This is a genomic window from Nocardioides maradonensis, from assembly GCF_054777115.1.
Genome location: NZ_BAAHAZ010000013.1, coordinates 20,725 through 33,107 on the forward strand (window position 1 = coordinate 20,725; position 12,383 = coordinate 33,107).

The 12,383-nt window shown below is 70.3% G+C and carries 13 protein-coding genes and 1 tRNA gene; 6 read left to right on the forward strand and 8 right to left on the reverse strand.

Features of this window, described 5'->3' with window-relative positions:
- Window positions 1-180: 180 nt before the first annotated feature.
- Window positions 181-1,821 carry an ABC-F family ATP-binding cassette domain-containing protein gene (locus ACYVAQ_RS16050; protein WP_460791420.1) on the forward strand — a complete coding sequence of 547 codons (1,641 nt, stop codon included), beginning with the start codon at window positions 181-183 and terminating at the stop codon, window positions 1,819-1,821.
- 4 nt (window positions 1,822-1,825) lie between these two features.
- On the opposite strand, the gene ACYVAQ_RS16055 is transcribed toward ACYVAQ_RS16050, so the two are convergent.
- Both ACYVAQ_RS16055 and ACYVAQ_RS16060 read right to left on the reverse strand, forming a co-directional pair.
- On the reverse strand, window positions 1,826-2,101 hold the full coding sequence (locus ACYVAQ_RS16055; RefSeq protein WP_460791421.1) for an HNH endonuclease signature motif containing protein: 276 nt from the start codon (window positions 2,099-2,101) through the stop codon (window positions 1,826-1,828).
- Between the two features lie 161 nt (window positions 2,102-2,262).
- A tRNA-Thr gene (locus tag ACYVAQ_RS16060) sits at window positions 2,263-2,333 on the reverse strand.
- A 137-nt stretch (window positions 2,334-2,470) separates the two neighbouring features.
- Between ACYVAQ_RS16060 and ACYVAQ_RS16065 the strand changes: the two genes are divergently transcribed.
- Entirely contained in the window at window positions 2,471-2,662 is a 192-nt protein-coding gene (locus tag ACYVAQ_RS16065; protein ID WP_460791422.1) for a hypothetical protein, read from the forward strand.
- A gap of 21 nt (window positions 2,663-2,683) precedes the next feature.
- On the opposite strand, the gene ACYVAQ_RS16070 is transcribed toward ACYVAQ_RS16065, so the two are convergent.
- A complete protein-coding gene (locus tag ACYVAQ_RS16070) occupies window positions 2,684-3,502 on the reverse strand; it encodes a maleylpyruvate isomerase family mycothiol-dependent enzyme (protein ID WP_460791423.1) in 819 nt (272 codons plus the stop codon).
- A 69-nt stretch (window positions 3,503-3,571) separates the two neighbouring features.
- Here ACYVAQ_RS16070 and ACYVAQ_RS16075 point away from each other — a divergent pair, with 69 nt between their 5' ends.
- The 3 genes from ACYVAQ_RS16075 to ACYVAQ_RS16085 are packed head-to-tail and all read left to right on the forward strand — an operon-like array spanning window position 3,572 to window position 7,483.
- Window positions 3,572-4,210 carry a PadR family transcriptional regulator gene (locus ACYVAQ_RS16075; RefSeq protein WP_460791424.1) on the forward strand — a complete coding sequence of 213 codons (639 nt, stop codon included), beginning with the start codon at window positions 3,572-3,574 and terminating at the stop codon, window positions 4,208-4,210.
- A gap of 58 nt (window positions 4,211-4,268) precedes the next feature.
- On the forward strand, window positions 4,269-5,921 hold the full coding sequence (locus ACYVAQ_RS16080) for a GMC family oxidoreductase (RefSeq protein WP_460791425.1): 1,653 nt from the start codon (window positions 4,269-4,271) through the stop codon (window positions 5,919-5,921).
- Window positions 5,922-5,923: 2 nt separating this feature from the next.
- A complete protein-coding gene (locus ACYVAQ_RS16085) occupies window positions 5,924-7,483 on the forward strand; it encodes a succinic semialdehyde dehydrogenase (protein ID WP_460791426.1) in 1,560 nt (519 codons plus the stop codon).
- A gap of 103 nt (window positions 7,484-7,586) precedes the next feature.
- Here the strand turns inward: ACYVAQ_RS16085 and ACYVAQ_RS16090 are convergent, their stop codons facing one another.
- Window positions 7,587-8,024 carry an Hsp20/alpha crystallin family protein gene (locus ACYVAQ_RS16090; protein ID WP_460791427.1) on the reverse strand — a complete coding sequence of 146 codons (438 nt, stop codon included), beginning with the start codon at window positions 8,022-8,024 and terminating at the stop codon, window positions 7,587-7,589.
- A gap of 121 nt (window positions 8,025-8,145) precedes the next feature.
- On the opposite strand from ACYVAQ_RS16090, the gene ACYVAQ_RS16095 reads away from it, so the two are divergent.
- On the forward strand, window positions 8,146-8,436 hold the full coding sequence (locus ACYVAQ_RS16095) for a MerR family transcriptional regulator (protein WP_460791428.1): 291 nt from the start codon (window positions 8,146-8,148) through the stop codon (window positions 8,434-8,436).
- Here the strand turns inward: ACYVAQ_RS16095 and ACYVAQ_RS16100 are convergent.
- The 4 genes from ACYVAQ_RS16100 to ACYVAQ_RS16115 form a co-directional block, all read right to left on the reverse strand.
- On the reverse strand, window positions 8,412-9,233 hold the full coding sequence (locus ACYVAQ_RS16100) for a phosphate ABC transporter ATP-binding protein (protein WP_460791429.1): 822 nt from the start codon (window positions 9,231-9,233) through the stop codon (window positions 8,412-8,414). The genes ACYVAQ_RS16095 and ACYVAQ_RS16100 overlap by 25 nt on opposite strands.
- A gap of 66 nt (window positions 9,234-9,299) precedes the next feature.
- Window positions 9,300-10,397, reverse strand: a complete 1,098-nt coding sequence (locus ACYVAQ_RS16105; protein ID WP_460791430.1) for an Ig-like domain repeat protein — start codon at window positions 10,395-10,397, stop codon at window positions 9,300-9,302.
- A gap of 23 nt (window positions 10,398-10,420) precedes the next feature.
- Window positions 10,421-11,005, reverse strand: a complete 585-nt coding sequence (locus ACYVAQ_RS16110; RefSeq protein ID WP_460791431.1) for a hypothetical protein — start codon at window positions 11,003-11,005, stop codon at window positions 10,421-10,423.
- 80 nt (window positions 11,006-11,085) lie between these two features.
- Window positions 11,086-12,327 carry a hypothetical protein gene (locus ACYVAQ_RS16115; protein ID WP_460791432.1) on the reverse strand — a complete coding sequence of 414 codons (1,242 nt, stop codon included), beginning with the start codon at window positions 12,325-12,327 and terminating at the stop codon, window positions 11,086-11,088.
- Between the last annotated feature and the right edge of the window lie 56 nt (window positions 12,328-12,383).

Consider the following 12,383-nt stretch of genomic DNA (forward strand, 5'->3'; position numbering starts at 1 on the left):
GGCGTGATCGTCCGCAGCGGGAGTCGCGTGCGGCGCCGTCGGCCGCCACCTCGCCTGCTCCAGCTGAACCCGCCCGGCACCTCCGGACGCTCGATCGGCCGGGCACGGCCACGCGCCACCGACGAGCCGAGGCCGGGAAATCCCGCGCGACCGCGATGGTCGCGGTGGAACACTGTCGCCGTGGGTCACGTGGAGGTCGCCGGCGTGCGGTACGAGCTGCCCGACGGCCGGGTCCTCCTCGATGACGTGTCCTTCCGGATCGGCGAGGGCGCCAAGGTCGCGCTCGTCGGCGCGAACGGCGCCGGCAAGACCACGCTGATGCGGATGATCACCGGCCGGCTCCAGCCGCACGCGGGGGCGATCACCCGCTCCGGCGGCCTCGGCGTCATGCACCAGAGCGTCGGCCGCGGCGTCGCCGGCATCGCCGACCCGACCGTCCGGGACCTGCTGCTCAGCGTCGCGCCCGCCCGAGTCCGCACGGCTGCCGCCGAGGTCGACCGCTGCGAGCTCGCCCTGATGGACGCCGACGACGAGCGGCTTCAGATGGACTACGCGCACGCGCTGGCGGAGTACGCCGACGCCGGCGGCTACGACCTCGAGGTGACCTGGGACGTCGTGACGATGGCCGCGCTCTCGATCCCGTACGACCGCGCCCAGCACCGCAGCCTGTCGACGCTGAGCGGTGGCGAGCAGAAGCGTCTGGTGCTGGAGTACCTGCTGCGTGGGCCCGACGACGTGCTCCTCCTCGACGAGCCGGACAACTACCTCGACGTGCCTTCCAAGATCTGGCTCGAGAGCCGGATCCGGGAGAGCCCGAAGACGATCATGGTGATCAGCCACGACCGCGAGCTGCTGCGGAACACGGCGACCCGCGTGGTCACCGTGGAGCTGGGCGCCGCCGGCAACCTGGTGTGGACCCACGCGGGTGGCTACGCGACGTACCACCAAGCCCGCACCGATCGCTTCGCGCGCTTCGAGGAGCTGCGCAAGCGCTGGGACGAGGAGCACGCCAAGCTGCGCGAGCAGATGCTGATGTACAAGCAGAAGGCGGCGTACAACAGCGACATGTCGAGCCGCTACCACGCGGCCGAGACCCGGCTGCGGAAGTTCGAGGAGGCCGGCCCGCCCACCGAGCAGCCCCGGCAGCAGAACGTCGTCATGCGGCTGCGCGGCGGCCGCACCGGCAAGCGCGCGGTCATCTGCGAGCAGCTGGAGCTGACCGGTCTGATGCGCCCGTTCGACCTCGAGGTCTGGTACGGCGAGCGCGTCGCCGTCCTCGGCTCCAACGGATCCGGCAAGAGCCACTTCCTGCGGCTGCTCGCCGGTGAACCGGTCGCGCACACCGGCGTCGCCCGGCTCGGCGCCCGCGTCCACCCCGGCTACTTCGTGCAGACCCACGACCACCCCGAGCTGCGCGGCCGCACCCTGCTGGAGATCCTGCACCGCGGCGACGACCACCGCGCCGGGATGGGCCGCGAGGAGGCGAGCCGGGTCCTCGACCGCTACGAGCTCGCCGTCGCCGCCGAGCAGACCTTCGACAACCTCTCCGGCGGGCAGCAGGCCCGCTTCCAGATCCTGCTGCTCGAGCTCTCCGGAGCGACCCTGCTGCTCCTCGACGAGCCGACCGACAACCTCGACGTGCAGAGCGCCGAGGCGCTCGAGGCCGGCCTGGAGACCTTCGAGGGCACCGTCGTCGCGGTCACCCATGACCGCTGGTTCGCCCGCGGCTTCGACCGCTTCCTCGTGTACGGCGCCGACGGCACCGTCTACGAGGCCGACGAGCCGGTCTGGGACGAGCGCCGGGTGGTGCGGGAGCGCTGAGGGCTCAGTAGGACTTGCCCTCGGCGTACCTCTCACGGCGGAAGTGCCGGCCCTTGCCACGGTTGCGGTTCTTGAAGGTCGGGAGCTGGGAGTCGCAGTTGGGGCAGACCATGCGCAGGTTCTCGCGGGCGTTGTTCGTTGAGTCGCCGTCGATGTGGTCGAGCACGAGAACGAGCTCTTGTCCGTTCCACTCGTCGGCGATCCCGCAGACGGCGCAACAGGCGTCGTGCTCGTCCAGGATGAACAACCGGATGTAGTGGTCCTTGCGTCCCGACAACACCGCTTGACCCGTGCTCAGCCAGGTAAGGGTCCTCGCGGACCGCTGTACGGAGCGTTGGCAGGCAACGCCGCAGAACACCTTCTGGCTGCGTTTGGTCAGCGGTACGCCGCACCCCCGGCACTGCTTCACGGGATTGACGTTAGACCGAGGCGCCGACAGAGAGCCGGAGGCGGGAATCGAACCCGCGACAACTGATTACAAGGCAGCCGCGTTACCACTACGCCACTCCGGCACGGCGGAAGACCGTCGCGGCTCAGAGCCTAGTTGGCGCCACGGCCGTGACGGATGGTCACCTCCCGTTTGGGGATCCGGTACGCCGATGGTTCACCATGGACCCACCCCCACCGCCGACTCGGAAGGCCCTCACCCGTGTCCGTCGCCAAGACCTACAGCCGCCGCATGTTCCTGACCTACCAGGAGCTGATCGAGGGGAGTGGCCGCGACCTCGACGCGGCCGTCGACCGCTACGCGGCGGCCAACCGCAACGTGAACCTGGAGCAGCGGATCACCTTCGCCCAGTGGTTCGCGGAGACCGCGCCGAAGGGCCTGCGCGCGAAGTAGCCACGGGCGCGCCCGGCCTGCTCAGGGCTGCTCGAACAGCCTCGGGAAGGACAGTGCGCGCCACGGCCGCCGGCCTCCGACGACCCGGAGGCCGCGCCGGGCTGCGGCGAGGTTCCCGTAGCGTCCGTAGAGGGAGAGCAGCAGGGTGCTCGCCGGCGCCGTGATCACCGCGTGCGGCCGGTCGTCGGCGGCTCGCGGACGACTGACGGCACACCTGTCGACGACGTGGGTGATCCACGGCCGGGCGCCCGACAGCCGGATCTCGACCATCACGTCCTTGCCGGCCGACCTCTGCTGGTGGACGTAGCCCGGGATGATCTGCTGGATGCCGGCCAGGATCAGCAGCGCGTCGCGCTCCGGGATGGTCCACGGTGCCCCGACAGCCTTCGCGATGTCGTGCCCGTGGATCCGCAGCTCGCCGATCCAGTTCGCCGCGCCCGCGGTCGCGTCGATGAGCTCCCCGGCGTGGAAGGGGAAGATCCGACCCTGTCCCGTGGCGCGGCGGAGGAAGTCGCTGATCTCCGTCGCGGAGTCCTCGAGGCGGGTGAGGATCTCGGTGTACGCCAGGTCGGCGAGGGCCGCGATCTCGGCGTTGTTGATCCGGTCGAGGTCGCGCGGGCTTGCGGCCCGTTCGTAGGCTCCTGTCGCCGCGAGGCTGGTGTAGCGCTGTGCCACGGTGAGGACGTGCGCGACCACGTCGCGCACCGACCAGGCGTCGCTGACGCGTGCCTCGGGATCCGCGGAGCGGGCCAGCGCCACGAAGTCGCGGCGCGCGGACGCGATCGCCGCGTCGAGCTCGTCGATGTCGGTGTCCGTCATCAGGATCGCGTCCGTGGTCATCTCGTCCCCCGTGGCTCAGTACTCCATTGTGGAGTACAGCGTTACTCCACAATGGAGTAGTGTCAAGGAGTGGTTCGGACAAGTTCTTCGTCGTACGCCGTCCTCGGCCTGCTCGCGCTGCGGGACTGGACCGCCTACGAGCTGGTGCAGCAGTCGCAACGGAGCATGCGGCTCTTCTGGCCCCGCTCGGAGGCGCACGTCTATGCCGAGGTGAAGCGGCTCGTGGCTGCGGGTTGGGCGGCTGCTGCCGAGGAGCCTGCAGGGAAGCGCAGCCGCACCCGCTACTCGATCACGTCGGCCGGGCGGGAGGCGCTCGAGGAGTGGCTCGGCACCCCGCCGGCGGTGCCGCTGCTGGAGATGGAGGCCGTGCTGCGGCTGTTCTTCGCCGACCAGGGGACGACCGAGCAGCTGACTGCGTCGTTGGCGACGTTGAGTGCGCAGGCCGGGGCGTGGGAGGTGGTCGGCCCGGCCCTCATGCGCCCGTACGCCGAGGGGGAGGGGCCCTTCCCCGAGCGGCTGCACCTCCTCGTGCCGCTCGCCGATCTCTACCGAGATCTCTTCCGCCTGCTCGGCCGTTGGGCGGACGAGACGGCCGAGCGGGTCGCCGCCTGGGAGACGACGGGACCGCGTCCGCCGTCCGAGGCGGACCTCGCCCGGGTGCGCCAGATCATCGACGAGGCGCGTCCCGGACACGAAACCCTTTCGTAACGAAACTAGAACGCGTTACAGTTAGCGGGCAGTTCCGGCAGCGAGAGGGAATCGAGACATGGCCAAGCGCCCGTCGTACAGCAACGAAGCCGACTACGTGGTGGTCGGTTCCGGCAGCTCCGGAGGCATCATCGCCGCCCGGCTGGCGGAGTCCGGGGCGAGCGTGATCCTGCTCGAGGCCGGGAAGTCCGACGACAAGGGCATGCACGGCTACTTCACCAAGAAGCCGGGCATGATCGGCCCGATGCACTCCGAGCCGAAGCTCGAGCGCCTCTTCGACTGGGGCTACCGCTCGGTGCCGCAGCCCGGCCTGGACGGGCGCCGCATGCCCGCGCCGCGCGGCAAGGTGATGGGCGGCTCCAGCTCGGTCAACGGCATGGTCTACGTGCGCGGCAACCGCGCCAACTACGACTCGTGGGCCGCCGAGGGCAACACCGGCTGGTCCGCCGACGAGGTCAACGGCGCCTTCAAGCGGTACGAGGACTTCGAGGACGGCGAGAACGAGTACCGCGGCGCGGGCGGGCCGATCAAGATCACCCGCAACAAGACGCCGCAGGACGCCACCCTCCAGTTCATCCAGGCCACCGCCGACACCCTCGGCGTGAAGGTCCTGGACGACTACAACGCTGCAGAGCAGGAGGGCATCGCCCGCATGCAGCAGAACGTCAAGGACGGCCTGCGCTACTCCTCGACCCGCGGCCACATCCACCAGAACAACCCCCGCGGGCTCGAGGTCCAGACCGAGGTCCTCGCGACGAAGGTCGTCATCGAGAACGGCCGGGCCACGGGCGTCGAGGTGCTCGACCAGGGCAAGAAGACGGCCGGCACGCGTCGCGTCGTACGTGCCGGCACGGAGGTCATCCTCTCCGGTGGCTTCGTCAACAGCCCGCAGCTGCTCATGCTCTCCGGCATCGGTCACGCCGATCACCTCGCCAGCCTCGGCATCGACGTGGTCGCGGACCTCCCGGTCGGCGACAACCTGCACGACCACCTGTTCCACCCGCTGAGCTTCCACGTGCCGTCGGTGCAGTACCGCGGCAACCCGTGGACCTTCTTCAAGGGCATGGCGCGCGACCTGACGGTGGGCGGCTCGTTCCTCGACAACTCGGTCTTCGAGTCGGTCGGCTTCGTGCGCAGCTCGCTGGCCACCAACATCCCCGACATCCAGCTGCACATGCTGCCGTGGGCCTACCCGAGCCCCAACCAGGACGAGCCGATCCGGCACATCCCGGACTCGCGCCCGGCGCTCACGGTCTTCTCGACGCTGATCTATCCCAAGAGCCGCGGCACGCTGCGCCTCGCATCGGCGGACCCGACCGCCGCGCCGCTCATCGACTACGGCTACTTCACCCACCCCGACGACGTCGAGGTCCTCGCCCAGGGCACCGAGATGATCCGGGAGATCATGGCCGGCGCCGCGTTCGGCGGGGGAGTGAAGGAGGAGATCCACCCGGGCCCGTCGATCCCCAACGGCGCCGCGCTCCGCACGGCGCTGAAGAACCGCTCCACCTCGGTTTACCACGGTGTCGGCACCTGCCGGATGGGCGTGGACGAGCGTGCGGTCGTCGGTCCGGACCTCAAGGTCCGTGGCATCGAGGGCCTGCGCGTCGCGGACGCCTCGATCATGCCGTCGATCACCGGCGGCAACACGAACGCGCCCTGCTACATGATCGGCGAGCGGGCCGTCGACTTCATCCTGGGTCGGGTCTGAGCATGGGTACGACGCGCCCCGCATCGATCACCGACGAGCTGCTCGAGGCCCTCGTCGCCCGCGTCCCCGGCCGGACCGGCGCGACCTGGAAGCTGACCGAGGTCTACACCGGCGAGGTGCTCGTCGAGCTGCCGCAGTCCACGCCCGAGGACATCGAGGAGGCCTTCGCGAAGGCCCGCAAGGCGCAGGAGCTGTGGGCGCAGTGGCCGGTCAAGAGGCGGCTCGAGGTCTTCGACCGCGCCCACGCGCTGCTCGTCGACAACGCGCACACGACCGCGGACCTGATCCAGGCCGAGAGCGGCAAGAACCGGCGGATGGCGATCGAGGAGACCTGCGACCCGCCGATGATCATCAGCCACTACCTCAAGCGGGCCCCGAAGCTGCTCGCCCCGAGGAAGCACGGCGGCCCGGTCCCGCTCGTGTCCTCCTCGACCGAGGTGCGGGTCCCCAAGGGCGTCGTCGGCATCATCGCGCCGTGGAACTTCCCGTTCGCCACGGGCCTCTCCGACGCCATCCCCGCGCTCATGGCCGGCAACGCGGTCGTGGTGAAGCCGGACAACAAGACCGCGCTCTCCCCGCTCTACGGCATCTCCCTGCTGGAGGAGGCCGGCCTGCCGAAGGACCTCTTCCAGGTCGTGTGCGGTGAGGGCCCCGATGTCGGCCCGACCCTCATCGACAACGCCGACTACGTCATGTTCACCGGCTCGACCGCGACCGGTCGCGTCATCGGCGAGCGGGCCGGGAGGAACCTGATCGGGTGCTGCCTGGAGCTCGGCGGCAAGAACCCGATGATCGTGCTCGACGACGTCGATCGCGACGAGTGGGTGGAGTCCGCGACCTTCGGCGTGTTCGGCAACACCGGCCAGATCTGCATGCACATCGAGCGGATCTACCTCCCCGAGAGCCGGTACGACGAGCTCCGCGACGCCCTCGTCGAGCGGGCGAGCACCCTGCGGATCGGGGCGGCGTACGACTTCGGGCCGGAGATCGGCTCGCTGGTCTCGCCCGACCACATGGAGCGCGTGGCCTCGCACGTCGCCGACGCGGTGGCCAAGGGCGCGACCGTGCTCACCGGCGGCAGGTCGCGGCCCGACATCGGTCCCGCGTTCTTCGAGCCGACCGTGCTCGAGGGCGTCACCCCGGACATGCTCGCCGGGTCCACGGAGACCTTCGGCCCGGTGGTGGGCCTCTACCCCTACCGCACGGTCGACGAGGCCGTGAAGCTCGCCAACGACACCGACTACGGGCTCAACGCCTCGGTGTGGAGCGGCTCGATCGAGCGGGCCGAGGCGGTCGCCGCGCGGATCGAGTCGGGCAACGTGAACATCAACGACGCGCTCGCCACGGCGTACGCCTCCAAGGCCTCGCCGTCCGGCGGCGTCAAGAAGTCGGGCGTCGGCGCCCGCCACGGCGACCAGGGCCTGCTCAAGTACACCGACGCCAAGAACGTCGCGGTCCTCAAGAAGCAGGTCCTCGGCGCCCGCCCGGGCCAGGACTACGACGCCTACGTCAAGCAGATGCTGTCCGGCCTGAAGATGATGAAGCGGCTCCGGATCCGCTGACGCCGAGACCCGGGTTTGTCACCCCGAGACCCGGGTTTGTCGCCCTGGAACCCGCGACATCGTCGGGTCTCGAGGGTGACAAACCCGGGTCTCGGCAGCCGGGTCAGGCCTCGATCGCCTCGGGCTTCTCCGAGGGAGCGACGCCGGCGATCTGGATCTTGCGGGGCTTCGCCTTCTCCGCGACGGGGACGGCCAGGCGCAGCACGCCGGCGTCGTACGCCGCCTCGATGTGCTCCAGGTCCAGGTTGTCGCCTAGCACGAGCTGGCGGCTGAACTGGCCGTGGACGCGCTCGGAGGCGAGGCGCTGCCAGTCGCCGTTGCCGGCGACGCGCTCGGCCCGCACGGTGAGGACGTTGCGCTCGACGTCGATGTCGATGCTCTCCGGCGCCACGCCGGGCAGGTCGAACTCGATGAGGAACTTGTCGCCCTGGCGCCAGGCGTCCATCGGCATCACTGCCGGGCGGTTGGTGGTCCCGTTGCCGAGCAGCTGGCTCGTCAGCCGGTCGAAGTCACGGAACGGGTCGGTGGTGCGCAGCAACATGGTGCTTCCTCCTTCAGTCTCTGGATGGGGAGATCGATGCGGGAACGATCTGTACTAGTTGTTATAGATCATCTGATTCGGACGTTCAAGGTACGATCGGTTCCCCAAGGAGGTGAGGTCGGTGTCGGAGCACACCCGTGGCGTCTTCGCCATCTCGGTCGCGGCCGAGCTGGTCCAGATGGAGATCCAGAACCTGCGCGTGTACGAGCGTCGCGGGCTGCTCGCCCCCGACCGCTCCGCCGGCGGCACCCGGCTCTACAGCCGCGCTGACATCGACACCCTGCACCGCATCCGCGACCTGCTCGCCGAAGGCCTCAACCTCGAGGGCATCCGGAGGGTGCTGGCCCTCGAGGCCGAGGTGGCCTCGTTGCGCAGGAGGCTCGCGGCTCAGCCGAAGCGGCCGTTGACGTAGTCGGCCGTGCGCGGGTCGATCGGGTCGGTGAACATCGCCTCGGTCTCGCCGTGCTCCACGATCGCGCCCGGCGTCCCCATCTCGGCGAGGAAGAAGGCGCACTGGTCGGACACGCGGCGGGCCTGCTGCATGTTGTGCGTGACGATCACGATCGTCACCTCGTGGCCGATCTCCTTGATCGTCTCCTCGACGACGCGGGTCGAGGTCGGGTCCAGGGCCGAGCAGGGCTCGTCCATCAGCAGGACCCGCGGAGCGACCGCGAGCGAGCGGGCGATGCACAGCCGCTGCTGCTGGCCACCGGAGAGGGCCGAACCGGGCTGCGTGAGTCGGTCCTTCACCTCGTTCCAGAGGCCGGCGCGACGCAGCGACGTCTCCACCAGCTGCTCGCGGTCCCCCTTGGCCACCTTGGTGCCCGTCAGGTGCAGCCCGGCGAGCACGTTCTGCTCGATCGACATCGCCGGGAACGGGTTGGGCTTCTGGAAGACCATGCCGATCGACTTGCGCGCATCGGTCAGCCGACGGTCGGCGTCGTAGATGTCCTCGCCGTCGAGCAGCACCCGGCCCGCCAAGGCAGCGCCCGGCACGAGCTCGTGCATCCGGTTGAGGATGCGCAGGAACGTCGACTTGCCGCAGCCGGACGGCCCGATCAGGGCGGTCACCTGGCCGGCGGGCATCTCCAGGGAGACGCGGTCCAGCACCTTGCGGCGCCCGAACCAGGCCGAGATCGAGTCGGCCTCCAGCGCGTGGGGTACGACGGCGGGAGCCGCAGGGATCTCCTGCGTGTGCTCGAGCAACATGGTCATCTTCTTCTGCACCCTTCTGTGTGGTCGGTCCGCCGGCCGCGACCGGCGGACCGACCGGTTTCAGCTGATCTTGAGCTTGACGATCGCGCTCTGGCCGGCAGCGACGTTGGCCGTGGCGGCGTAGGTCGCCTTGAGCGAGTGGGTCCCCTTCGCCAGCTTGGGAAGGGTGATCACGACCTTGCCGCCGACGAGGGTCCCCTTGCCCAGCAGCTTGGTGCCCTCGAAGACCTTCACGCTGCCGCCCACGACCAGGTTGGGAGCCGTGACCCTGACGGTCACCTTGGCCTGCTTGGTGTGGCTGACCGCGGTGGTCGGCACGGTGAGGACGACGCTCGGCGTGGCCTTCGCGATGCTGACCGTCTTGGTGCCGGTCGACGGTAGGAAGCTCGTGGTGTCGGTGGGCGTGAAGGTCGCCTTGAACGTGTGCGAGCCTGCCGTCTTCACGACGTACGTGGTGGTCGCGGTGTCGGCCGCGACGGCCTTGGCGGCGCCGAGCGCGGTCGTGCCGTCGTAGAACTGCACGCTGCCGGCGACGCCCGTGGTCGTGTGGGCGGTCAGGGTGAGCTTGGTGCCCGCCTTGGCGCCGCTCGGCGTGACGGCCAGCGTCGTCGTGGTGGACGCGGCGGTCTGCGCGGTGCTCCAGGTGCTGCCGCTGACGAAGACGTCGAGCGTGTCGTACGTCGTCGCGGCCGGCGCGCCGGGCGTCGTGGTCCGCAGCCGCAGCTCGACCTCACCGTTGGACACCGTCGGGTAGCCCGCGAGGAACTGAGCGAGCGAGGTCGAGGTCGGCGTGATCGTGGCGGTCGGGCCCGACGGAAGGGCGGCCGGCGCGCCCGCGGCCGGGGTGGTGGTCGCGGCGCTGAGCTGACCGCCCGTCCAGTCGCCCGGGTTGGTCGACGGATCGGCGACGTACGCGAACAGCGCGGCCTTGGTGCCGGGGGCGAGGCCCCCCGAACCCACGGCGTACGCCGCGATCGGGTCGCCCAGGTTGCCGGTCGTGACCGGGTTGCCGGTGGCGTCGTACAGCGCGATCGTGCCGACGCTGTCGGCGTCGACGTGGGACGTGTCCGCGGCGCCCGCCAGCGAGCCGCCGAGCGCGATCGACGCGACCGCGACGGTGCCGGTCACGGCGGCGAGGCGGAGGGGGAGGGTCTTCATGGTGTTCCTCTCGGGAAGGGATGTCACGGGCACGGCGCGGCGCCGGGGTCGGACAGGGTCCAGGTGGTGCCGTCGACGTGCAGGTCGCCGGCGGCGTAGCCGGCCCGGCCCTGGGCGGCGCCGGCGGCGCCGAGGACCAGTCGCAGCTGCAGCCAGCCGTCGTCGACGGCGGGGTAGCCGCGCACGAACTGGCCGATCGTCGTGCTCGCGGCGTCGATCGTGGTCGCGGGGTGGTCGGTGGAGCCGTAGCCCGCGGCGGCGTTGAGCTGCAGCCCGGTCCACTCGTCCGGTTCGACGCCCTCGCGGGGTTGGTACACCATCAGCGCGGCGGTGTGGCCGTTGCCGGCGTACGCCGCCGGGGCGGCCGCGTCGCTGACCACGACCGCGCCCAGGGGCTGGGTGGTCGAGCCGGACGTCACGGCCTTGCCGTCGGTGGTGCAGATGGTGAGGTGCCCGACCGCGGACGGGTCCGTGTACGGCGGCTTCGCGGGCGCGCTGACGAAGTGCCAGATCGTGCCGCCGAGCACCACCGCGACCAGGAGGGTGAGCAGCAGGACGATGCGGGTGCGCGCCACGGGTGCGGTGCGGTCCTGGGTCAGCGTGCTCATCGTGGTCCTTCGGGTCGGGGTGATCGGGTGGGGCTGACCGGCGGCCGGGAGGGGTGCGATCTCCCGGCCGCCGGGGTTCGTCAGCAGGTGGACGCGGTGCCGCAGTCCTTGTACGCCGGCGTGAGGCCGATGTTGGTCAGCAGCTGCTGTCCCTGCTGGCTGGCGACGAACGGCGCCGGCGGGTTGGTCGGGTCCGTCGGGTTGGTGAAGTCGTAGTTGGCGTTGAAGAACAGCGTCTGGACCCAGTTCAGGGTGCTGCCCGGCTGCCACGCGGTGCTCGAGGAGGAGTCGGCGTCACGGAAGACGATGTAGTAGGGGATCGTCGCCGAGAAGGCGTTCGCGGACACGCTGCCCGCGCCCGGCACCTGGAGCTTGATGCCCGCGGCGCTCAGCGCGGTGCCGTTGCCGAACGACGTGGTCGAGTTGTAGGCCTGGTTCGGGTTGTGGAAGTAGCCCGCGTTGTAGAGGTCGTAGCGACCCTTCGGGAAGGGCACGATCGCGTCGGCCGGCGAGGTCGCGCTGGTGATCGTGGTCGGGTCGTTCTGCTGCACGCGCAGGACGTTGGCGTTGAACGTGCAGGTCGCGCCGCTCAGGCCCGCGCTGAGGCCGGCCTGGAAGATCTTCAGCACGCCGGCGCCGTCCTGCGGTGCCTCCGGGATGATGTTGTCGGTCGAGAAGCTCGGGTCGATGTCGCTCCACTTGGTGATGTGGGTGCTCGCGTTGGAGCAGTAGATCTCGGCGAGCTGGACGTTGGTGAGACCGGCGGCGGGCGCGTTGGTCGTCGCCGCGGTGGCGATGTACTGCGCGTCGGTGGCGATGCGCACGGAGTGCAGCTGCGTGCCGAGGTTCGCCTGCGCGGTGGTCTGGTTGTTCGCGGTCGGCAGGTTGGGGCTGCGGACGAACTGGATCAGGTTCGCCGAGGTGCCGGCGCTGCCGTCGGCGAGGATCGCGCTGATGCCGGCGCCGCCACCGTTGGGGCGCTGCACGGGCGAGGTGCCGGCGCGCAGGACGGCCGTCGGGTTGAGAGTGACCGACGAGCCGAGGGCCGGGTCGGTGAATGCGCCGCGGCCGTTGGCGTCCGCTGAGGCGTCGAAGCTGAAGAGGCGGTACTTGTTGCCGGCGCTGTTGTAGCCCGGGTCGCCCTGGGTGGTGCCGTCGGCGAGGAAGTCCAGGGAGTTCTGGACGATGTCGGAACCGACGCCGACGACGTCCTTGGCCTGCGGGGCAGCATCGGCGTGGGCCGCGATGGTCGTGGCCGACAGGGCCGCGCCGGCGACGATCCCCGTGAGGGTGACCGCTGCTGCGATCCGGGTCTTCGACATGGTGGTGCCTCTTTCTTCGTGGGGCGAGCACCTGCTCGCGCGGGCGACTCTACCGG